Annotated in this window: 1 protein-coding gene (only partly in view); it reads right to left on the bottom strand. The window is 58.6% G+C overall.

The features are described 5' to 3' along the window. A protein-coding gene (locus tag NMB38_RS00645; RefSeq protein WP_494354869.1) for an immunoglobulin-like domain-containing protein crosses the window boundary here: on the bottom strand, positions 1-24,223 show its 5' portion. The gene continues 3,005 nt to the left of window position 1, outside the view; 24,223 of the gene's 27,228 nt are visible here — the first part of the coding sequence; it begins with the start codon at positions 24,221-24,223; its stop codon lies off the left edge, out of view. Positions 24,224-24,258 lie beyond the last annotated feature (35 nt).

The raw sequence follows: 24,258 nt of genomic DNA, 5'->3' as shown, positions 1-24,258 counted from the left end.
CGGTGGCGTTTTCGATCTTGACCGTGAAGTTCTCGGTGCCTTCGACCAATTTGTCGTCGATCGTCGGCACATCGAAGGTCACGCCGGAGCTGTTGGCCGGAATCTTCACGGTAGTGACACCCGTGAAGTCCTCACCGTTCTTGGCCGTGCCCGAGTAGCTGAGGGTGACGGTCACTTCGGACTGGGATGGATTGCTCAACGTCAGGGTGTAATGCGCCGTCTCGCCTTCGGTCAGCGAAGTGGTGCCACTGATGCCTACGGTGGTCACGTCACCCTGGCCACTCGGCTCGTCGGTCACGGTAGTGGTTACGGCAGTCTTGCTGCCCACCAGGCTTTCGAACTGCTTGTCACCAGCAACGCTGATGTCGGTGATCGCCTTGGTGATCGCAGGCTGCCCACCGACGTACACGTCGTCCGGCGCATTGATGCTGACCGTACCGCTGGCAGAACCCGCCGCGATGAACACTTGCGTGCCACCGGTCAGGGTCACGGTCACACCGCCGTGGCCTGTCACAGGCAGGCTGGTGTCTTCACTGACCAGCGTCACGGTGTAGGTGATCTTGCCACCCTCGACGACGGTGGTGTTATCCACAGCCAGCACAGCAGTCACCTTGCTGATGGTGTCGGTGATGTTGACCGAGGCAGGCGCGCCCAGCACCAGGTTCTCGAACTTGGCGTTCGGCACTTCGGCTTTGGCGATGCCGATCTCCAGCTTGCCCTCGTCCTTGAACACGTCATCGCCCTGAGCTGGCGCGACATAGGACTTGCTGGTCTCCCCGGCCTTGAACACAACGGTGGCGTTGTTGCTCAGGGTGACGGTGAGGTCCTTGTCCAACACGCGGTTCAAGGTCAGGGTGAACAGAGGCGGCGTGGCTTCATTGACCGAGGTTTGGTTGGCCACGATGTTGACCAGTACCAGGTCACCCTGGCCGGCCGGCTCATCGGTCACCGCCGTGGTGACGGTGGTCTTGCTCGCCACCAGGTTTTCGAACTGCTTGTCACCGGCCACGGTGATGTCCGTAATGGCCTTGGTGATCGCAGGCTGGCCACCGACGTACACGTCGTCCGGCGCATTGATGGTGACGGTGCCGCTGGCAGAACCGGCAGCGATGAACACCTGGGTGCCGCCGGTCAGGGTGACGGTCACGCCACCATGGCCAGTCACTGGCAGGTTGTTGTCTTCGCTGACCAAGGTCACGGTGTAGGTGATCTTGCCACCTTCAGCCACAGTGGTGTTATCCACAGCCAGCACGGCGGTGACCTTGCTGATGGTGTCGGTGATGTTGACCGAGGCAGGCGCGCCCAGCACCAGGTTCTCGAACTTGGCGTTCGGCACTTCAGCCTTGGCGATGCCGATCTCCAGCTTGCCCTCGTCCTTGAACACGTCGTCGCCCTGCGCCGCGGCCGTGTAGGTCTTGGTCAGCTCGCCAGCCTTGAACACAACGGTAGCATTGTTGCTCAGGGTGACGGTCAGGTCCTTGTCCAGCGCACGGTTCAGGCTCAGGGTGAAGGTCGGGGCCGTGGCTTCATTGACCGACACTTGGTCTGCAACGATGTTGACCTGTACCAGGTCGCCCTGCCCAGCCGGCTCGTCGGTCACGGTGGTCGTGACTGCCGCCTTGCTGGCCACCAGGTTTTCGAACTGCTTGTCACCGGCGACGGTGATGTCCGTGATGGCCTTGGTGATTGCAGGCTGGCCACCGACGTACACGTCGTCCGGCGCATTGATGCTGACAGTGCCGCTGGCAGAACCTGCCGCGATGAACACTTGCGTGCCGCCGGTCAGGGTGACGGTCACGCCACCATGGCCAGTCACTGGCAGGTTGTTGTCTTCGCTGACCAAGGTCACGGTGTAGGTGATCTTGCCGCCTTCAGCCACAGTGGTGTTATCCACAGCCAGCACGGCAGTGACCTTGCTGATGGTGTCGGTGATGTTGACCGAGGCAGGCGCGCCCAGCACCAGGTTCTCGAACTTGGCGTTCGGCACTTCAGCCTTGGCGATGCCGATCTCCAGCTTGCCCTCGTCCTTGAACACGTCGTCGCCCTGCGCCGCGGCCGTGTAGGTCTTGGTCAGCTCGCCAGCCTTGAACACAACGGTGGCGTTGTTGCTCAGGGTGACGGTCAGGTCCTTGTCCAGCGCACGGTTCAGGCTCAGGGTGAAGGTAGGGGCCGTGGCTTCATTGACCGACGCTTGGTCTGCAACGATGTTGACCTGTACCAGGTCGCCCTGCCCAGCAGGTTCGTCCGTTACGGTGGTGGTCACTGGCGACTGGTTGGCCACCAGGTTCTCGAACTGCTTGTCACCCGCCACACTGATATCCGTGATGGCCTTGGTGATGGCAGGCTGGCCACCGACGTACACGTCGTCCGGCGCATTGATGGTGACGGTGCCGCTGGCAGAACCGGCAGCGATGAACACCTGGGTGCCGCCGGTCAGGGTGACGGTCACGCCACCATGGCCGGTAACCGGCAGGTTGTTGTCTTCGCTGACCAAGGTCACGGTGTAGGTGATCTTGCCACCTTCAGCCACAGTGGTGTTATCCACAGCCAGCACGGCAGTGACCTTGCTGATCGTGTCGGTGACGTTGACCGAAGCCGGGCCGCCAATGACCAGGTTCTCGAAGGTGGCGTTCGGCACTTCTGCCTTGACGATGCCAACCTCGATCTTGCCCTCGTCCTTGAAGACGTCATCGCCTTGCGCAGCAGCCGTGTAGGTCTTGGTCATCTCGCCAGCCTTGAACACAACGGTGGCGTTGTTGCTCAGGGTAACGGTCAGGTCCTTGTCCAGTGCGCGGTTCAGGCTCAGGGTGAAGGTCGGCGCAGTGGCTTCGTTCACCGACACCTGATTGGCGACGATATTGACCTGCACCAGGTCGCCCTGGCCGGCAGGTTCGTCGTGCACGGTCGTGGTAACCGGCGACTTGTCCGCCACCAGGTTTTCAAATTGCTTGGCGCCTGCGACCGTGATGTCGGTAATCGACTTGGTGACCGCAGGCTGGCCGCCGACGTACACGTCATCTGGCGCATTGATGGTGACGGTGCCAGTAGCAGAGCCAGCGGCGATGAATACCTGGGTGCCACCGGTCAAGGTGACGGTCACGCCACCGTGGCCAGTGACCGGCAGGTCGCTGTCTTCGCTGATCAAGGTTACGGTGTAGGTGATCTTCCCGCCTTCGACGACCGAGGTGTTATCCACAGCCAGCACCGCAGTGACTTTGCTGATGGTGTCGGTGACATCGACCGATGCAGGCGCGCCCAGCACCAGATTCTCGAAGGTAGCATTCGGCACTTGGGCCTTGACGATACCGATCTGGATCTTGCCTTCGTCCTTGAAGACGTCATCGCCCTGGGCAGGTGCGACATAGGACTTGCTGGTCTCGCCGGCCTTGAACACGACAGTGGCGTTGTTGCTCAGGGTGACCGTGAGGTCCTTGTCCAGCACGCGGTTCAGGGTCAGCGTGAACAGGGGTGGCGTGGCTTCGTTGACCGAGACCTGGTTGGCCACGATGTTCACCAGTACCAGGTCACCCTGGTTGTCATTGCCTGGCGTACCCGAACCTGGCTCGTCGGTGACTGCGGTGCTGACCGGGGTCTTGTCCAGGGTGAGCTGTTCGAACTTCCAGACATCCGGGCCGCTGACCGCCGCGATCGATTTGACGACCGGGTCGTTGGCGCCGATGTAGACGTTGTCAGGTGCGGCGACGGTGACCGAGCCGGTCGTGCCGTTGGCCGGGATGGTGATGGTGGTTTTGCCATCGTCCAGGGTGAAGGTCAGCGCGCCATGCTTGTCAATTGGCAAGCCGTCCTTGTTGGTCAGGGTCACGGTGTAGGTGATCTGACCACCTTCGGTAACCGAGTCGGTCGCAGTCAGCTTGGCTACAACTTCGTCGATGGTATCGGTGACTTTGACCGATGCATCGTTGCCCAACTGCAGGTTCTCGAACGTACGACCACCCGCGTCGGCTGCCGACTTGATGCCCAGGCTGATCTCACCGGAGTCTTTGTAGACGTCGTCGCCTTGGGCGGCGTGGGTGTACTGGGCGCTGGTTTCACCGGCTTTGATAGTGACCTTCTCGTTGTTGCTAAGGGTCACGACCAGGTCATTGGCCAGTGCAGTATTCACGTGCACGGTAAACGTTGGCTTGACGTTCTCGGCAACGGAGGCCTGGTCGGCGGTGATAGTCACTTGGACCAGGTCGCCCTGGTTGCCAGTACCAGGAACTCCCGAGCCAGGCTCATCGGTAACCTGAGTGGTGACAGGCGTTTTGTCGAGCGTCAGCTGCTCGAACTTGCCAACGTCTGCGCCAGTGACGGTTGCGATCGATTTGACGACCGGGTCGTTCGCGCCAACATAGACGTTGTCAGGCGCTGTGACGGTAACCGAACCCGTGGTGCCGTTGGCCGGGATGGTGATGACGGTCTTGCCATCGTCCAGGGTGAAGGTCAGCGCGCCATGTTTGTCGATTGGCAAGCCGTCTTTGTTGGTCAGGGTCACGGTGTAAGTGATCTGACCGCCTTCGGTGACCGAGTCGGTCGCAGTCAGCTTGGCTACAACTTCATCGATGGTATCGGTGACTTTGACCGATGCATCGTTGCCCAACTGCAGGTTCTCGAACGTACGACCACCCGCGTCGGCTGCCGACTTGATGCCCAGGCTGATTTCACCGGAGTCTTTGTAGACGTCGTCGCCTTGGGCGGCGTGCTCATAAGAAACAGCAGTCTGGCCAGCTTTGATGGTGACTTGAGCGTTGTTGCTCAGGGTCACGACCAGGTCGTTGGCCAAGGCTTTGTTGATCTGCACGGTGAACGTAGGTTTGACGTTCTCGGCTACCGAAGTTTGATCCGCGGTAATGGTAACCAGCACTTGGTCGCCTTGGTTGCCAGTACCAGGAACTCCCGAGCCAGGCTCATCGGTAACCTGAGTGGTGACGGGCGTTTTGTCGAGCGTCAGCTGCTCGAACTTGCCTACATCTGCGCCAGTGACGGTTGCAATCGATTTGACGACTGGATCGTTGGCACCGACGTAGTCATTGTCAGGCGCGGTAATGGTTACCGAACCGGTCGTACCATTGGCCGGGATAGTGATGACGGTCTTGCCATCGTCCAGCGTGAAGGTCAGCGCACCATGCTTGTCGATTGGCAGGCCATCTTTGTTGGTCAGGGTCACGGTGTAGGTGATCTGACCGCCTTCGGTGACCGAATCGGTCGCAGTCAGCTTCGCCACAACTTCATCGATGGTATCGGTGACTTTGACCGATGCATCGTTGCCCAGCTGCAGGTTTTCGAAGGTACGACCGCCAGCATCGGCTGCCGACTTGATGCCCAGGCTGATTTCGCCAGAGTCCTTGTAGACGTCGTCGCCCTGCGCTGCGTGGGTGTACTGGGCGCTGGTTTGGCCGGCCTTGATGGTGATCTTCTCGTTGTTGCTGAGGGTCACGACCAAGTCGTTGGCCAGGGCCTTATTGATCTGCACGGTGAAGGTCGGCTTGACGTTCTCGGCTACGAAGGTTTGGTCAGCCGTAATGGTGGCCAGTACCAAATCGCCTTGGTTACCCGTACCCGGGGTTCCAGAACCTGGCTCGTCGGTAACTTCGGTGCTGACTTGGGTTTTATCCAGCGTCAGTTGTTCGAACTTCCAAGCATCCGCGCCGCTGACCGACTCGATCGAGTTCACGACAGCAGGGTTCGTGCCCACATAAACGTTGTCCGGCGCGGTAGCGGTGGCCGAACCTACGGTGCTGTTGGCAGGCACCACCACGGTAGTGCCATCTTTGAGATGGAAGTACAGCTCTGCGTGGTTGTTGATCGGCAGACCATCTTTGTTGGTCAGCGTTACGGTGTAGGTGATCTCGCCGCCTTCGGCAACCGAAGTGGTCGCAGTGAGCTTGGCTACAACTTCATCGATGGTGTCAGTGACTTTGACCGATGCATCGTTGCCCAACTGCAGGTTCTCGAACGTACGACCACCCGCGTCGGCTGCCGACTTGATGCCCAGGCTGATTTCACCGGAGTCTTTGTAGACGTCGTCGCCTTGTGCTGCGTGCTCGTAGGAAACGGCAGTCTGGCCGGCTTTGATAGTGACTTGGGCGTTGTTGCTCAGGGTCACGACCAGGTCGTTGGCCAAGGCTTTGTTGATCTGCACGGTGAACGTAGGTTTGACGTTCTCGGCTACCGAAGTTTGATCCGCGGTAATGGTGACCAACACTTGGTCGCCTTGGTTGCCAGTGCCTGGCGTACCCGAACCTGGCTCGTCGGTAACTTGGGTGCTGACAGGTGTCTTATCGAGCGTTAATTGTTCGAACTTGCCAACATCGGCACCGGTAACGGAGGCGATCGACTTCACGACCGGATCGTTAGCACCGACATAGTCGTTGTCCGGCGCGGTCACAGTGACCGAACCAGTGGTGCCGTTGGCTGGGATGGTGATGACGGTCTTGCCATCGTCCAGGGTGAAGGTCAGCGCGCCGTGTTTGTCGATTGGCAGGCCATCTTTGTTGGTCAGGGTCACGGTGTAGGTGATCTGACCACCTTCTGTAACAGATTCGGTAGCAGTCAGCTTGGCTACAACTTCGTCGATGGTATCGGTGACTTTGACCGATGCATCGTTGCCCAACTGCAGGTTCTCGAAGGTACGACCACCCGCATCGGCTGCCGACTTGATGCCCAGGCTGATTTCGCCGGAGTCTTTGTAGACGTCGTCGCCTTGTGCGGCGTGCTCGTAAGAAACGGCAGTCTGGCCGGCTTTGATAGTGACCTGAGCGTTATTGCTCAGAGTCACGACCAAGTCGTTGGCCAGGGCCTTGTTGATCTGCACGGTGAACGTTGGTTTAACGTTCTCGGTCACAGAAGTCTGGTCGGCAGTGATGGTGACCAACACTTGGTCGCCTTGGTTGCCAGTGCCTGGCGTGCCCGAACCTGGCTCGTCGGTCACTTGGGTGCTGACAGGTGTCTTATCGAGCGTTAATTGCTCGAACTTGCCTACATCTGCGCCGGTAACGGAAGCGATCGATTTGACGACCGGATCGTTAGCGCCGACATAGTCATTGTCAGGCGCGGTCACAGTGACCGAACCAGTTGTGCCGTTGGCTGGGATGGTGATGACAGTCTTGCCATCGTCCAGCGTAAAGGTCAGCGCGCCGTGTTTGTCGATCGGCAGGCCATCCTTGTTGGTCAGGGTCACGGTGTAAGTGATCTGACCGCCTTCGGTGACCGAGTCGGTCGCGGTGAGCTTGGCTACAACTTCGTCGATGGTGTCGGTAACTTTGACCGAGGCATCGTTGCCCAGCTGCAGATTCTCGAAGGTGCGACCGCCAGCATCGGCTGCCGACTTGATGCCCAGGCTGATTTCACCCGAGTCTTTGTAGACGTCGTCGCCTTGTGCGGCGTGGGTGTACTGGGCGCTGGTTTCACCGGCTTTGATAGTGACCTTCTCGTTGTTGCTAAGGGTCACGACCAGGTCATTGGCCAGTGCGGTATTCACGTGCACGGTGAAGGTCGGCTTGACGTTCTCGGCGACAGAGGTCTGGTCGGCGGTGATAGTCACTTGGACCAGGTCGCCCTGGTTGCCAGTACCAGGAACTCCCGAGCCAGGCTCATCGGTAACCTGAGTGGTGACAGGCGTTTTGTCGAGCGTCAGCTGCTCGAACTTGTCAACGTCTGCGCCGGCAACGGAGGCGATCGATTTGACGACCGGGTCGTTCGCGCCAACATAGACGTTGTCAGGCGCTGTGACGGTAACCGAACCCGTGGTGCCGTTCGCCGGGATAGTGATGGTGGTCTTGCCATCATCAAGGGTGAAGGTCAGCGCGCCATGCTTATCGATCGGCAGGCCATCTTTGTTGGTCAGGGTCACGGTGTAAGTGATCTGACCGCCCTCGGTAACCGAGTCGGTCGCAGCCAGTTTCGCGATAACTTCGTCGATGGTGTCGGTGACTTTCACCGACGCCTCGTTACCCAACTGCAGGTTTTCGAAGGTACGACCACCCGCGTCCACTGCCGACTTGATGCCCAGGCTGATTTCACCCGAGTCTTTGTAAACGTCGTCGCCCTGAGCGGCGTGCTCGTAAGACGCGGCAGTCTGGCCGGCTTTGATAGTGACTTGGGCGTTGTTGCTCAGGGTCACGACCAGGTCGTTGGCCAGAGCCTTGTTGATCTGGACGGTGAACGTTGGTTTAACGTTCTCGGCAACAGAAGTCTGGTCGGCAGTGATGGTGACCAATACTTGGTCGCCCTGATTACCGGTGCCCGGGGTACCCGACCCTGGCTCGTCGGTGACAGCAGTACTGACCGGCGTTTTATCCAAAGTGAGCTGTTCGAACTTGCCAACGTCTGCGCCAGTGACGGTTGCAATCGATTTGACAACCGGATCATTGGCACCGACATAGTCGTTGTCAGGCGCCGTAACGGTTACCGAACCGGTAGTGCCGTTAGCCGGGATGGTGATGACAGTTTTGCCATCGTCCAAGGTGAAGGTCAGCGCGCCATGCTTGTCGATTGGCAAGCCATCTTTGTTCGTCAGGGTCACGGTGTAGGTAATCTGACCACCTTCGGTGACCGAGTCGGTAGCCGTTAGCTTCGCCACAACTTCGTCGACGGTGTCGGTGACTTTCACCGACGCCTCGTTACCCAGTTGCAGGTTCTCGAAGGTACGGCCGCCAGCGTCCGCTGCCGACTTGATGCCCAGGCTGATTTCGCCGGAGTCTTTGTAGACGTCGTCGCCTTGTGCGGCGTGCTCGTACGTTACGGCAGTCTGGCCAGCTTTGATGGTGACTTGAGCGTTGTTGCTCAGGGTCACGACCAGGTCGTTGGCCAGAGCCTTGTTGATCTGCACGGTGAACGACGGTTTGACGTTCTCGGCTACCGAAGTTTGATCCGCTGTAATGGTAACCAGCACTTGGTTGCCCTGGTTACCCGTGCCTGGCGTACCCGAACCTGGCTCGTCGGTAACTTGGGTGCTGACTGGGGTCTTGTCGAGCGTCAGCTGTTCGAACTTGCCAACATCTGCGCCGGTAACGGAAGCGATCGATTTGACGACCGGATCATTGGCACCGACATAGTCGTTGTCAGGCGCCGTAACGGTTACCGAACCGGTAGTGCCGTTAGCCGGGATGGTGATGACAGTTTTGCCATCGTCCAGGGTGAAGGTCAGCGCGCCATGCTTGTCGATCGGCAGGCCATCTTTGTTGGTCAGGGTCACGGTATAGGTGATCTGACCACCTTCGGTAACCGAGTCGGTAGCAGTCAGTTTCGCGACAACTTCGTCGATGGTATCGGTAACTTTGACCGACGCCTCGTTACCCAGCTGCAGGTTTTCGAAGGTGCGGCCGCCAGCGTCTGCTGCCGACTTGATGCCCAGGCTGATTTCGCCGGAGTCTTTGTAGACGTCGTCGCCTTGTGCGGCGTGCTCGTACGTTACGGCAGTCTGGCCAGCTTTGATGGTGACTTGAGCGTTGTTGCTCAGGGTCACGACCAAGTCGTTGGCCAGCGCTTTGTTGATCTGAACAGTGAACGTCGGTTTAACGTTCTCGGCTACCGAAGTCTGGTCGGCAGTGATGGTGACCAACACTTGGTCGCCTTGGTTGCCAGTGCCTGGCGTGCCCGAACCTGGCTCGTCGGTCACTTGGGTGCTGACAGGTGTCTTATCGAGCGTTAGTTGCTCGAACTTGCCAACATCTGCGCCGGTAACGGAAGCGATCGATTTGACGACCGGATCGTTAGCGCCGACATAGTCATTGTCAGGCGCGGTCACAGTGACCGAACCGGTAGTGCCGTTAGCCGGGATGGTGATGACAGTTTTGCCATCGTCCAGGGTGAAGGTCAGCGCGCCATGCTTGTCGATCGGCAGGCCATCTTTGTTGGTCAGGGTCACGGTATAGGTGATCTGACCACCTTCGGTAACCGAGTCGGTAGCAGTCAGTTTCGCGACAACTTCGTCGATGGTATCGGTAACTTTGACCGACGCCTCGTTACCCAGCTGCAGGTTTTCGAAGGTACGACCACCCGCGTCTGCTGCCGACTTGATGCCCAGGCTGATTTCGCCCGAGTCTTTGTAGACGTCGTCGCCTTGTGCGGCGTGCTCGTACGTTACGGCAGTCTGGCCAGCTTTGATGGTGACTTGAGCGTTGTTGCTCAGGGTCACGACCAAGTCGTTGGCCAGCGCTTTGTTGATCTGAACAGTGAACGTCGGTTTAACGTTCTCGGCTACCGAAGTCTGGTCAGCAGTGATGGTGACCAACACTTGGTTGCCCTGGTTACCGGTGCCCGGGGTACCCGAGCCTGGCTCGTCGGTGACAGTAGTGCTGACCGGCGTCTTGTCCAAAGTGAGCTGTTCGAACTTGCCAACATCAGCGCCGGCAACGGAAGCGATCGATTTGACGACCGGATCGTTAGCACCGACATAGTCGTTGTCCGGCGCGGTCACAGTGACCGAACCAGTGGTGCCGTTGGCTGGGATGGTGATGACAGTTTTGCCATCGTCCAAGGTAAATGTCAGCGCGCCATGCTTGTCGATTGGCAGGCCATCTTTGTTGGTCAGGGTCACGGTGTAGGTGATCTGACCACCTTCGGTAACCGAGTCGGTAGCCGTTAGCTTCGCCACAACTTCGTCGATGGTATCGGTGACTTTCACCGACGCCTCGTTACCCAGTTGCAGGTTCTCGAAGGTACGGCCGCCAGCGTCCGCTGCCGACTTGATGCCCAGGCTGATTTCGCCGGAGTCTTTGTAGACGTCGTCGCCTTGTGCGGCGTGCTCGTACGACACAGCAGTCTGGCCGGCTTTGATGGTCACCTGAGCGTTGTTGCTCAGGGTCACAACCAAGTCGTTGGCCAGGGCTTTGTTGATCTGCACGGTGAACGTCGGTTTAACGTTTTCAGCTACCGAAGTCTGGTCGGCAGTGATGGTGACCAATACTTGGTCGCCCTGGTTACCGGTGCCCGGGGTACCCGAGCCTGGCTCGTCGGTGACAGCAGTACTGACCGGCGTCCTATCCAAAGTGAGCTGTTCAAACTTGCCAACATCTGCGCCGGCAACGGAAGCGATCGATTTGACGACCGGATCGTTAGCGCCGACATAGTCGTTGTCCGGCGCGGTCACAGTGACCGAACCGGTGGTGCCGTTGGCTGGGATGGTGATGACAGTCTTGCCATCGTCCAGGGTGAAGGTCAGCGCGCCGTGTTTGTCGATTGGCAGGCCATCTTTGTTGGTCAGGGTCACGGTGTAGGTGATCTGACCACCTTCGGTAACCGAGTCGGTAGCAGTCAGTTTCGCGACAACTTCGTCGATGGTGTCGGTGACTTTCACCGACGCCTCGTTACCCAACTGCAGGTTTTCGAAGGTACGACCACCCGCGTCCGCTGCCGACTTGATGCCCAGGCTGATTTCACCGGAGTCTTTGTAGACGTCATCGCCCTGAGCAGCGTGCTCGTACGACACAGCAGTCTGGCCGGCTTTGATGGTCACCTGAGCGTTGTTGCTCAGGGTCACGACCAAGTCGTTGGCCAAGGCTTTGTTGATCTGCACGGTGAACGTTGGTTTGACGTTCTCGGCTACCGAAGTTTGATCCGCGGTAATGGTAACCAGCACTTGATCGCCTTGGTTACCAGTGCCCGGGGTACCCGAACCTGGCTCGTCGGTGACAGCAGTGCTGACCGGCGTTTTATCCAAAGTGAGCTGTTCGAACTTGCCGACGTCCGCACCAGTAACGCTGGCGATCGATTTAACGACCGGATCGTTAGCGCCGACATAGTCGTTGTCAGGCGCCGTAACGGTTACCGAACCGGTAGTGCCGTTAGCCGGGATGGTGATGACAGTCTTGCCATCGTCCAAGGTAAAGGTCAGCGCGCCATGCTTGTCGATTGGCAGGCCGTCTTTGTTGGTTAGGGTCACGGTGTAAGTGATCTGACCGCCTTCGGTGACCGAGTCGGTCGCGGTGAGCTTGGCTACAACTTCGTCGATGGTGTCGGTGACTTTGACCGACGCCTCGTTACCCAGCTGCAGGTTTTCGAACGCACGACCACCCGCGTCGGCTGCCGACTTGATGCCCAGGCTGATTTCGCCGGAGTCTTTGTAGACGTCGTCGCCTTGTGCGGCGTGCTCGTACGTTACGGCAGTCTGGCCGGCTTTGATGGTGACTTGAGCGTTGTTGCTCAGGGTCACGACCAAGTCGTTGGCCAAGGCCTTGTTGATCTGCACGGTGAACGTCGGTTTAACGTTTTCAGCTACCGAAGTCTGGTCAGCAGTGATGGTGACCAGCACTTGGTTGCCTTGGTTACCAGTGCCTGGCGTGCCCGAACCTGGCTCGTCGGTAACTTCGGTGCTGACCGGCGTTTTGTCGAGCGTCAGTTGCTCGAATTTGCCTACATCTGCGCCGGCAACGGAGGCGATCGATTTGACGACCGGATCATTGGCACCGACGTAGTCATTGTCAGGCGCGGTCACAGTGACCGAGCCAGTAGTGCCATTGGCCGGGATAGTGATGACGGTCTTGCCATCGTCCAGCGTAAAGGTCAGCGCGCCGTGTTTGTCGATTGGCAAGCCATCTTTGTTCGTCAGGGTCACGGTGTAAGTGATCTGACCGCCTTCGGTGACCGACTCGGTTGCGGTGAGCTTGGCTACAACTTCGTCGATAGTGTCGGTAACTTTGACCGAGGCATCGTTGCCCAGCTGCAGATTCTCGAAGGTGCGACCGCCAGCATCGGCTGCCGACTTGATGCCCAGGCTGATTTCACCCGAGTCTTTGTAGACATCGTCGCCTTGGGCGCCGTGCTCATAAGAAACAGCAGTCTGGCCAGCTTTGATGGTGACCTGGGCGTTGTTGCTCAGGGTCACGACTAGGTCGTTGGCCAAGGCTTTGTTGATCTGCACAGTGAACGTAGGTTTAACGTTCTCGGCTACCGAAGTTTGATCCGCTGTAATGGTAACCAGCACTTGGTCGCCCTGGTTGCCAGTGCCTGGCGTACCCGAACCTGGCTCGTCGGTAACTTGGGTGCTGACTGGGGTCTTATCGAGCGTCAGCTGTTCGAACTTGCCAACATCTGCGCCGGTAACGGAGGCGATCGATTTAACGACCGGATCGTTGGCACCGACGTAGTCATTGTCAGGCGCGGTCACAGTGACCGAGCCGGTCGTGCCATTGGCCGGGATGGTGATGACAGTTTTGCCATCGTCCAGGGTGAAGGTCAGCGCGCCATGTTTGTCGATTGGCAAGCCGTCTTTGTTGGTCAGGGTCACGGTGTAAGTGATCTGACCGCCTTCGGCAACCGAAGTGGTCGCAGTGAGCTTGGCTACAACTTCATCGATGGTGTCAGTGACTTTGACCGAAGCATCGTTACCCAGCTGCAGGTTTTCGAAGGTACGACCACCCGCATCGGCTGCCGACTTGATGCCCAGGCTGATTTCGCCCGAGTCTTTGTAAACGTCGTCGCCCTGAGCGGCGTGCTCGTAAGACGCGGCAGTCTGGCCGGCTTTGATGGTGACTTGGGCGTTGTTGCTCAGGGTCACGACCAGGTCGTTGGCCAGAGCCTTGTTGATCTGCACGGTGAACGTCGGCTTAACGTTCTCGGCAACAGAAGTCTGGTCGGCAGTGATGGTGACCAACACTTGGTTGCCCTGGTTACCCGTGCCTGGCGTACCTGAACCTGGCTCGTCGGTAACTTGGGTGCTGACTGGGGTCTTGTCGAGCGTCAGCTGTTCGAACTTGCCAACATCTGCGCCGGTAACGGAGGCGATCGATTTAACGACCGGATCGTTGGCACCGACATAGTCGTTGTCAGGCGCCGTAACGGTTACCGAACCGGTAGTGCCGTTAGCCGGGATGGTGATGACAGTTTTGCCATCGTCTAGGGTAAAGGTCAGCGCGCCATGCTTGTCGATCGGCAGGCCATCTTTGTTGGTCAGGGTCACGGTATAGGTGATCTGACCACCTTCGGTAACCGAGTCGGTAGCAGTCAGTTTCGCGACAACTTCGTCGATGGTATCGGTAACTTTGACCGACGCCTCGTTACCCAGCTGCAGGTTTTCGAAGGTACGACCACCCGCGTCTGCTGCCGACTTGATGCCCAGGCTGATTTCGCCCGAGTCTTTGTAGACGTCGTCGCCTTGTGCGGCGTGCTCGTACGTTACGGCAGTCTGGCCAGCTTTGATGGTGACTTGAGCGTTGTTGCTCAGGGTCACGACCAAGTCGTTGGCCAGCGCTTTGTTGATCTGAACAGTGAACGTCGGTTTAACGTTCTCGGCTACCGAAGTCTGGTCAGCAGTGATGGTGACCAACACTTGGTCGCCCTGGTTACCGGTGCCCGGGGTACCCGAGCCTGGCTCGTCGGTGACAGTAGTGCTGACCGGCGTCTTGTCCAAAGTGAGCTGTTCGAACTTGCCAACATCAGCGCCGGCAACGGAGGCGATCGATTTGACGACCGGATCGTTAGCACCGACATAGTCGTTGTCAGGCGCGGTCACAGTGACCGAACCAGTTGTGCCGTTGGCTGGGATGGTGATGGTGGTCTTGCCATCGTCCAACGTGAAGGTCAGCGCGCCGTGTTTGTCGATTGGCAGGCCGTCTTTGTTGGTCAGGGTCACGGTGTAAGTGATCTGACCGCCCTCGGTAACCGAGTCGGTCGCAGTCAGTTTGGCCACAACTTCGTCAACGGTGTCGGTGACCTTCACCGAGGCATCGTTACCCAGCTGCAGATTTTCGAAAGTGCGGCCACCCGCGTCGACCGCCGACTTGATGCCCAGGCTGATCTCGCCGGAGTCTTTGTAGACGTCGTCGCCTTGAGCTGCGTGAGTGTACTGGGCGCTGGTTTCGCCGGCTTTGATAGTGACCTTCTCGTTGTTGCTCAGGGTCACGACCAGATCGTTGGCCAGGGCTTTGTTGATTTGAACGGTGAACGTTGGTTTGACGTTTTCGGCTACCGAAGTTTGATCCGCTGTAATGGTAACCAGCACTTGGTCGCCTTGGTTGCCAGTGCCTGGCGTACCCGAACCTGGCTCGTCGGTAACTTCGGTGCTGACTGGGGTCTTGTCGAGCGTCAGCTGTTCGAACTTGCCAACATCTGCGCCGGTAACGGAAGCGATCGATTTGACGACCGGATCATTGGCACCTACATAGTCGTTGTCAGGCGCGGTCACAGTGACCGAGCCGGTCGTGCCATTGGCCGGGATGGTGATGACAGTTTTGCCATCGTCCAGGGTGAAGGTCAGCGCGCCATGTTTGTCGATTGGCAAGCCGTCTTTGTTGGTCAGGGTCACGGTGTAAGTGATCTGACCGCCTTCGGTGACCGAGTCGGTCGCAGTCAGCTTGGCTACAACTTCGTCGATGGTATCGGTGACTTTGACCGACGCCTCGTTACCCAGCTGCAGGTTTTCGAAGGTGCGGCCGCCAGCGTCTGCTGCCGACTTGATGCCCAGGCTGATTTCGCCGGAGTCTTTGTAGACGTCATCGCCCTGAGCAGCGTGCTCGTACGACACAGCAGTCTGGCCGGCTTTGATGGTCACCTGAGCGTTGTTGCTCAGGGTCACAACCAAGTCGTTGGCCAGGGCCTTGTTGATCTGCACGGTGAACGTCGGTTTAACGTTTTCAGCTACCGAAGTCTGGTCGGCAGTGATGGTGACCAACACCAAGTCGCCTTGGTTACCAGTACCTGGCGTACCCGAACCTGGCTCGTCGGTAACTTCGGTGCTGACCTGAGTTTTATCCAGCGTCAGTTGCTCGAACTTCCAAGCATCCGCGCCGCTGACCGATTCGATCGAGTTCACGACGGCAGGGTTCGTGCCCACATAAACGTTGTCAGGCGCAGTAGCGGTGGCAGAACCTACGGTGCTGTTGGCAGGCACCACCACGGTGGTGCCGTCTTTCAGGTGGAAGTACAGCTCTGCGTGGTTGTTGATCGGCAGACCATCTTTATTGGTCAGCGTCACGGTGTAGGTGATCTCGCCGCCCTCGGCAACCGAAGTCGACGCGGTAAGCTTGGCTACAACTTCATCGACGGTATCGGTGACTTTGACCGATGCATCGTTGCCCAGCTGCAGGTTTTCGAAGGTGCGACCACCCGCGTCGGCTGCCGACTTGATGCCCAGGCTGATTTCGCCCGAGTCCTTATAAACGTCGTCGCCTTGTGCTGCGTGCTCGTAGGAAACGGCAGTCTGGCCAGCTTTGATGGTGACTTGAGCGTTGTTGCTCAAGGTTACGACCAGATCGTTGGCCAGAGCCTTGTTGATCTGCACGGTGAACGTTGGTTTGACGTTCTCGGCTACGGAGTTCTGATCAGCGGTAATAGTGACCAACACCAAGTCGCCTTGGTTACCCGTGCCTGGGGTACCCGACCCAGGTTCATCGGTAACTGTGGTGCTGACTTGGGTTTTATCCAGCGTCAGTTGCTCGAACTTCCAGGCATCCGCGCCGCTGACCGATTCGATCGAGTTCACGACGGCAGGGTTCGTGCCCACATAAACGTTGTCAGGCGCAGTAGCGGTGGCAGAACCTACGGTGCTGTTGGCAGGCACCACCACGGTGGTGCCGTCTTTCAGGTGGAAGTACAGCTCTGCGTGGTTGTTGATCGGCAGACCATCTTTATTGGTCAGCGTCACGGTGTAGGTGATCTCGCCGCCCTCGGCAACCGAAGTGGTCGCGGTCAGCTTGGCTACAACTTCATCGATGGTGTCGGTGACCTTGACCGAGGCATCGTTGCCCAGTTGCAGGTTTTCGAAGGTACGACCGCCAGCATCGGCTGCCGACTTGATGCCCAAGCTGATTTCGCCCGAGTCTTTGTAGACGTCGTCGCCTTGTGCTGCGTGCTCGTAGGAAACAGCAGTCTGGCCGGCTTTGATGGTGACTTGAGCATTGTTACTCAGGGTCACGACCAGGTCGTTGGCCAGGGCTTTGTTGATCTGCACGGTGAACGTTGGTTTGACGTTCTCAGCTACGGAGTTCTGGTCAGCGGTAATAGTGACCAACACCAAGTCGCCTTGGTTACCCGTGCCCGGCGTACCCGACCCAGGTTCATCGGTAACTTCGGTGCTGACCTGGGTTTTATCCAGCGTCAGTTGTTCGAACTTCCAAGCATCTGCGCCGCTGACCGACTCGATCGAGTTCACGACAGCAGGGTTCGTGCCAACATAAACGTTGTCAGGCGCAGTAGCGGTGGCAGAACCTACGGTGCTGTTGGCAGGCACCACCACGGTGGTGCCGTCTTTCAGATGGAAGTACAGCTCTGCGTGGTTGTTGATCGGCAGACCATCTTTATTGGTCAGCGTCACGGTGTAGGTGATCTCGCCGCCCTCGGCAACCGAAGTGGTCGCGGTCAGCTTGGCTACAACTTCATCGATGGTGTCGGTGACCTTGACCGAGGCATCGTTGCCCAGCTGCAGGTTTTCGAAGGTGCGGCCGCCCGCGTCGGCTGCCGACTTGATGCCCACGCTGATTTCGCCCGAATCTTTATAAACGTCGTCACCTTGTGCCGCGTGCTCGTAAGACACGGAGGTCTGACCAGCCTTGATGGTGACTTGAGCGTTGTTGCTCAGGGTCACGACCAAGTCGTTGGCCAGGGCTTTGTTGATCTGGACGGTAAACGTTGGTTTGACGTTTTCGGCGACGGAGGCTTGGTCGGCGGTGATAGTGACCTGGACAAGGTCACCTTGGTTGCCAGTGCCAGGAGTACCCGAGCCCGGCTCGTCAGTTACTGTAGTGGTTACAACCTCATTGCCCAGCGTCAGCTTCTCGAAGTTATCCCCACCTGAAACCGACTCCAGCTTGTTCGCCAGAGCAGGCTGGCCACCCATGTACACATCATCGCCAACGGCAATGGTGGTGCTGCCAGAGATGCTGTTGGCTGGAATAGTGACTTTGGTCCCGTCAGTCAGCGTGAACGTCAGTGCCCCATGTTGAGTGACAGGCAAGCCTTGAGCGTTGCTCAGGGTTACGGTGTAGGTAACTTGCCCGCCCTCTGTAACAGTCGCCTTGTCCGCTGTAAGGGTTGCGATGACTTCGCTGATGGTGTCGGAAATTTCGACTGTTGCCGGGCCACCGATGACGAGGTTTTCGAACGTGGCACCCGGGACGCTAGCGTCGGTCACACCTAGCGTGACCGAGCTTGGATCCTTGATGACATCGTCGCCTTGTGCGGCGAGCTTGTACTCGACCTCGGTTTTTCCAGCCTCGATGGTGACTTTGTCACCATTGGACAGGGTGACAGTAAGCGGACGGTCCAAGGCTTGACTGACTTTGACCGTAAAGGACGGCTGCTGATCTTCGGTCACATTGCCGTTACTGGCGATGCTGACAGTGACGGTGTCGATACTGTCGTTGATGACCGTGGAAGCTGGCGTGGGGCTTGCGGTCAGTTTTTCGAAGTTACCGCCCGTGGCGCTGTCGATGGTCACGCTAACGGTCGAGCCGTTGTTGTAAACATCGTTGGCCGGGGTCTGGAAGTCGATGCTGCCCTGAGTCTTGCCAGCCTCAACAGTGATGACCTGGCCGTTGGACAGGGTCACGGTAACCGGAGTCTGAGCCGGGTTGGTCAGCGTCACGGTATAAGTGATGACGCCGCCCTCGGTCACGCTCGGCGAAGCCGTCAGCGTGGCAGTGGTGGTGTCGATCGAATCATTAATCGTGGTAACCGCAGCCGCAGGATTCGGGGTCAGCTGTTCGAAGTTGCCACCCGTGGCGCTGTCGATGGTCACACTAACGGTCGAACCGTTGTTGTAGACGTCGTTGGCCGGGGTCTGGAAATCGATACTGCCCTGAGTCTTGCCTGCCTCAACAGTGATGACCTGGCCATTGGACAAGGTCACAGTCACCGGAGTCTGGGCCGGATTGGTCAGCGTTACGGTGTAGGTGATAACGCCGCCTTCGGTGACGCTTGGCGAAGCAGTCAACGTGGCAGTGGTCGTATCGATCGAATCATTGATCGTCGTTACAGCTGGCGTCGGGTTCGGCGTCAGTTGTTCGAAGTTACCGCCCGTGGCGCTATCGATGGTCACACTTACGGTCGAACCGTTGTTGTAAACATCGTTGGCCGGGGTCTGGAAGTCGATGCTGCCCTGAGTCTTGCCAGCCTCAACAGTGATGACCTGGCCGTTGGACAGGGTCACAGTCACCGGAGTCTGAGCCGGGTTGGTCAGCGTCACGGTGTAAGTGATCACGCCACCTTCGGTGACCGAAGGGCTCGCGGTCAGGGTCGCGGTAGTGGTGTCGATCGAATCATTGATCGTCGTTACAGCTGGCGTCGGGTTCGGCGTCAGCTGTTCGAAGTTGCCACCCGTGGCGCTGTCGATAGTCACACTAACGGTCGAACCGTTGTTGTAGACGTCGTTTGCCGGAGTTTGGAAATCGATACTGCCCTGAGTCTTGCCAGCCTCAACGGTGATGACCTGGCCGTTGGACAGGGTCACAGTCACTGGAGTCTGAGCCGGATTGGTCAGCGTTACGGTGTAGGTGATGACGCCGCCTTCGGTGACGCTCGGCGAAGCCGTCAAGGTTGCGGTGGTCGTATCGATCGAATCGTTGATTGTGGTAACTGCTGGCGTCGGGTTCGGCGTCAACTGCTCGAAGTTGCCGCCTGTAGCGCTGTCGATGGTCACGCTAACGGTCGAACCGTTGTTGTAGACGTCGTTCGCCGGGGTTTGGAAGTCGATGCTGCCTTGGGTCTTGCCTGCTTCGACAGTGATGACCTGGCCGTTGGACAGGGTCACAGTCACCGGAGTCTGAGCCGGGTTGGTCAGCGTCACGGTGTAAGTGATCACGCCACCTTCGTTCACGCTCGGCGAAGCCGTCAGCGTGGCAGTGGTGGTGTCGATCGAATCATTAATCGTGGTAACCGCAGCCGCAGGATTCGGGGTCAGCTGTTCGAAGTTGCCACCCGTGGCGCTGTCGATGGTCACACTAACGGTCGAACCGTTGTTGTAGACGTCGTTGGCCGGGGTCTGGAAATCGATACTGCCCTGAGTCTTGCCAGCCTCAACAGTGATGACCTGGCCGTTGGACAGGGTCACAGTCACCGGAGTCTGAGCCGGGTTGGTCAGCGTCACGGTGTAAGTGATCACGCCACCTTCGGTGACCGAAGGGCTCGCGGTCAGGGTCGCGGTAGTGGTGTCGATCGAATCATTGATCGTCGTTACAGCTGGCGTCGGGTTCGGCGTCAGTTGTTCGAAGTTGCCGCCTGTAGCGCTGTCGATGGTCACACTAACGGTCGAACCGTTGTTGTAAACATCGTTGGCTGGGGTCTGGAAGTCGATGCTGCCTTGGGTCTTGCCAGCCTCAACAGTGATGACCTGGCCGTTGGACAGGGTCACAGTCACTGGAGTCTGAGCCGGATTGGTCAGCGTTACGGTGTAGGTGATGACGCCGCCTTCGGTGACCGAAGGACTCGCGGTCAGGGTCGCGCTAGTGGAGTCGATTGAATCGTTGATCGTCGTTACAGCTGGCGTCGGATTCGGGGTCAGCTGTTCGAAGTTGCCACCCGTGGCGCTGTCGATGGTCACACTAACGGTCGAACCGTTGTTGTAGACGTCGTTTGCCGGAGTTTGGAAATCGATACTGCCCTGAGTCTTGCCAGCCTCAACGGTGATGACCTGGCCGTTGGACAGGGTCACAGTCACTGGAGTCTGAGCCGGATTGGTCAGCGTTACGGTGTAGGTGATGACGCCGCCTTCGGTGACGCTCGGCGAAGCCGTCAAGGTTGCGGTGGTCGTATCGATCGAATCGTTGATTGTGGTAACTGCTGGCGTCGGGTTCGGCGTCAACTGCTCGAAGTTGCCGCCTGTAGCGCTGTCGATGGTCACACTAACGGTGGCACCGTTGTTGTTATAGACATCGTTCGCCGGAGTTTGGAAGTCGATACTGCCCTGAGTCTTGCCTGCTTCAACAGTGATGACCTGGCCGTTGGACAGGGTCACGGTGACCGGAGTCTGGGCCGGATTGGTCAGCGTCACGGTGTAAGTGATGACGCCACCTTCGGTGACCGAAGGGCTCGCGGTCAGGGTCGCGGTAGTGGTGTCAATCGAATCATTAATCGTGGTAACCGCAGCCGTCGGATTCGGGGTCAGCTGTTCGAAGTTGCCACCCGTAGCGCTGTCGATGGTCACGCTAACGGTCGAACCGTTGTTGTAAACGTCGTTGGCCGGGGTTTGGAAGTCGATGCTGCCCTGGGTCTTGCCTGCTTCAACAGTGATGACCTGGCCGTTGGACAAGGTCACAGTCACCGGGGTCTGAGCCGGGTTGGTTAGCGTCACGGTGTAAGTGATCGCGCCGCCCTCGGTCACGCTCGGCGAAGCCGTCAGCGTGGCAGTGGTGGTGTCGATCGAATCAGTAATCGTGGTAACCGCAGCCGCAGGATTCGGCGTCAGTTGTTCGAAGTTGCCACCCGTGGCGCTGTCGATGGTCACGCTAACGGTTGAGCCGTTGTTGTAAACATCGTTGGCCGGGGTCTGGAAATCGATACTGCCCTGAGTCTTGCCTGCCTCAACAGTGATGACCTGGCCATTGGACAAGGTCACAGTCACCGGAGTCTGGGCCGGATTGGTCAGCGTCACGGTGTAAGTGATCACGCCACCTTCGGTGACGCTTGGCGAAGCAGTCAACGTGGCAGTGGTCGTATCGATCGAATCATTGATCGTCGTTACAGCTGGCGTCGGGTTCGGCGTCAGTTGTTCGAAGTTGCCACCCGTAGCGCTGTCGATGGTCACACTAACGGTCGAACCGTTGTTGTAAACATCGTTGGCCGGGGTTTGGAAGTCGATGCTGCCCTGAGTCTTGCCAGCCTCAACAGTGATGACTTGGCCGTTGGACAGGGTCACAGTCACCGGAGTCTGAGCCGGGTTGGTCAGCGTCACGGTGTAAGTGATCACGCCGCCCTCGGTCACGCTCGGCGAAGCCGTCAGCGTGGCAGTGGTGGTGTCGATCGAATCAGTAATCGTGGTAACCGCAGCCGCAGGATTCGGCGTCAGTTGTTCGAAGTTACCGCCCGTCGCGCTATCGATGGTCACACTAACGGTCGAACCGTTGTTGTAAACATCGTTGGCCGGGGTCTGGAAGTCGATGCTGCCCTGAGTCTTGCCAGCCTCAACAGTGATGACCTGGCCGTTGGACAGGGTCACAGTCACCGGAGTCTGAGCCGGGTTGGTTAGCGTCACGGTGTAAGTGATCACGCCACCTTCGGTGACCGAAGGGCTCGCGGTCAGGGTCGCGGTAGTGGTGTCGATCGAATCATTGATCGTCGTTACAGCTGGCGTCGGGTTCGGCGTCAGTTGTTCGAAGTTGCCACCCGTGGCGCTGTCGATGGTCACACTAACGGTCGAGCCGTTGTTGTAAACATCGTTGGCTGGGGTCTGGAAGTCGATGCTGCCTTGGGTCTTGCCAGCCTCAACAGTGATGACCTGGCCGTTGGACAGGGTCACGGTAACCGGAGTCTGAGCCGGGTTGGTCAGCGTCACGGTGTAAGTGATCGCGCCGCCCTCGGTCACGCTCGGCGAAGCCGTCAGCGTGGCAGTGGTGGTGTCGATCGAATCAGTAATCGTGGTAACCGCAGCCGCAGGATTCGGCGTCAGTTGTTCGAAGTTACCGCCCGTCGCGCTATCGATGGTCACACTTACGGTCGAACCGTTGTTGTAAACATCGTTGGCCGGGGTCTGGAAGTCGATGCTGCCCTGAGTCTTGCCAGCCTCAACAGTGATGACCTGGCCGTTGGACAAGGTCACAGTCACCGGAGTCTGAGCCGGGTTGGTCAGCGTCACGGTATAAGTGATGACGCCGCCCTCGGTCACGCTCGGCGAAGCCGTCAGCGTGGCAGTGGTGGTGTCGATCGAATCATTAATCGTGGTAACCGCAGCCGCAGGATTCGGGGTCAGCTGTTCGAAGTTGCCACCCGTGGCGCTGTCGATGGTCACGCTAACGGTCGAGCCGTTGTTGTAGACGTCGTTCGCCGGAGTTTGGAAGTCGATACTGCCCTGAGTCTTGCCAGCCTCAACAGTGATGACCTGGCCGTTGGACAAGGTCACAGTCACCGGGGTCTGAGCCGGGTTGGTTAGCGTCACGGTGTAAGTGATCACGCCACCTTCGGTGACCGAAGGGCTCGCGGTCAGGGTCGCGGTAGTGGTGTCGATCGAATCATTGATCGTCGTTACAGCTGGCGTCGGATTCGGCGTCAGCTGTTCGAAGTTACCGCCCGTAGCGCTGTCGATGGTCACACTTACGGTCGAACCGTTGTTGTAGACGTCGTTGGCCGGGGTTTGGAAGTCGATGCTGCCCTGGGTCTTACCTGCCTCAACAGTGATGACCTGGCCGTTGGACAGGGTCACAGTCACCGGAGTCTGGGCCGGGTTGGTCAGCGTCACGGTATAAGTGATGACGCCGCCTTCGGTGGCCGAAGGAGTGGCGGTCAACGTTGCAGTGGTGACATCGATGGTATCTGTAATTTCAGTAACCAACGGCCCTTGCGGTGGGGTTACTGTAATGCCACTGCCCCCGCTGGTACCGGTGACCGTTGTAGAAATCTGCCCACCATCAATGTAGGGCGTGTCATTCGGCGGGATCACGACATTGACACTGCCAGTGGTCTGCCCGGCCGGAATGACGATCACAGAGCCGTTGGCCAGCGTGATGACAAGGTCGCTGCCCGGTGCCTGGCCAACCGTAGCGGTATAGACAATGACGCCACCCGCTTCGCTGATCGATGGCGTGGCCCCGACCACAAGGGTGGTGGCAACCGTAGTGCCAGTTGTCGGCGCGGTGACTCGGTTGTCAGCGGTGGTTTGCGTTCCAGCCACTTCCACGGGGGCGGCCGCCGCTGCAAAACCAAGGCCTTCGGTAGGGAAGCCTATTGTGGGATCAACGCTGCCGGCCGTTTCTTCCAGCATGACGAAACTGTGGCCGCCACCTGCTGCACCGCCGCCTGCAGCAGTCGGACCGGCAGCCGTGGCTTCAAGATCGGTGGTCGGGTCAGCGCCTGCGGCGATCGCCTGTTGCAATTCTTCGACAGACGGCGCCGCCTGGGCAGCGGCCTGGCCCAAATCGGTACTGCTGTCAGGCGCGTCTGCGCTCCACTGGGTATCACGACCAAGGTCGAGCAATCGGCCATCTGCCAACTCCAGCGTCACCGCGCCACCCGGGCCGGTAAGGACCTGCTCACCCGCTAGAAGTCGATCGCCTTCTATGAGCACACGCCGGATGCCTTCAGGGGATACCGCGATAACCTGGCCGACAATACTTTTGACGATGGCTACAACGCTGCTCATTGGACTCTCCGTGTGACCCGCTGGGGTACTTCTGT

This window comes from Pseudomonas sp. FBCC-B35 (assembly GCF_059133755.1).
Note: the sequence above shows the minus strand (reverse complement) of the source record. Positions and strands in the feature narration are given on the sequence as shown.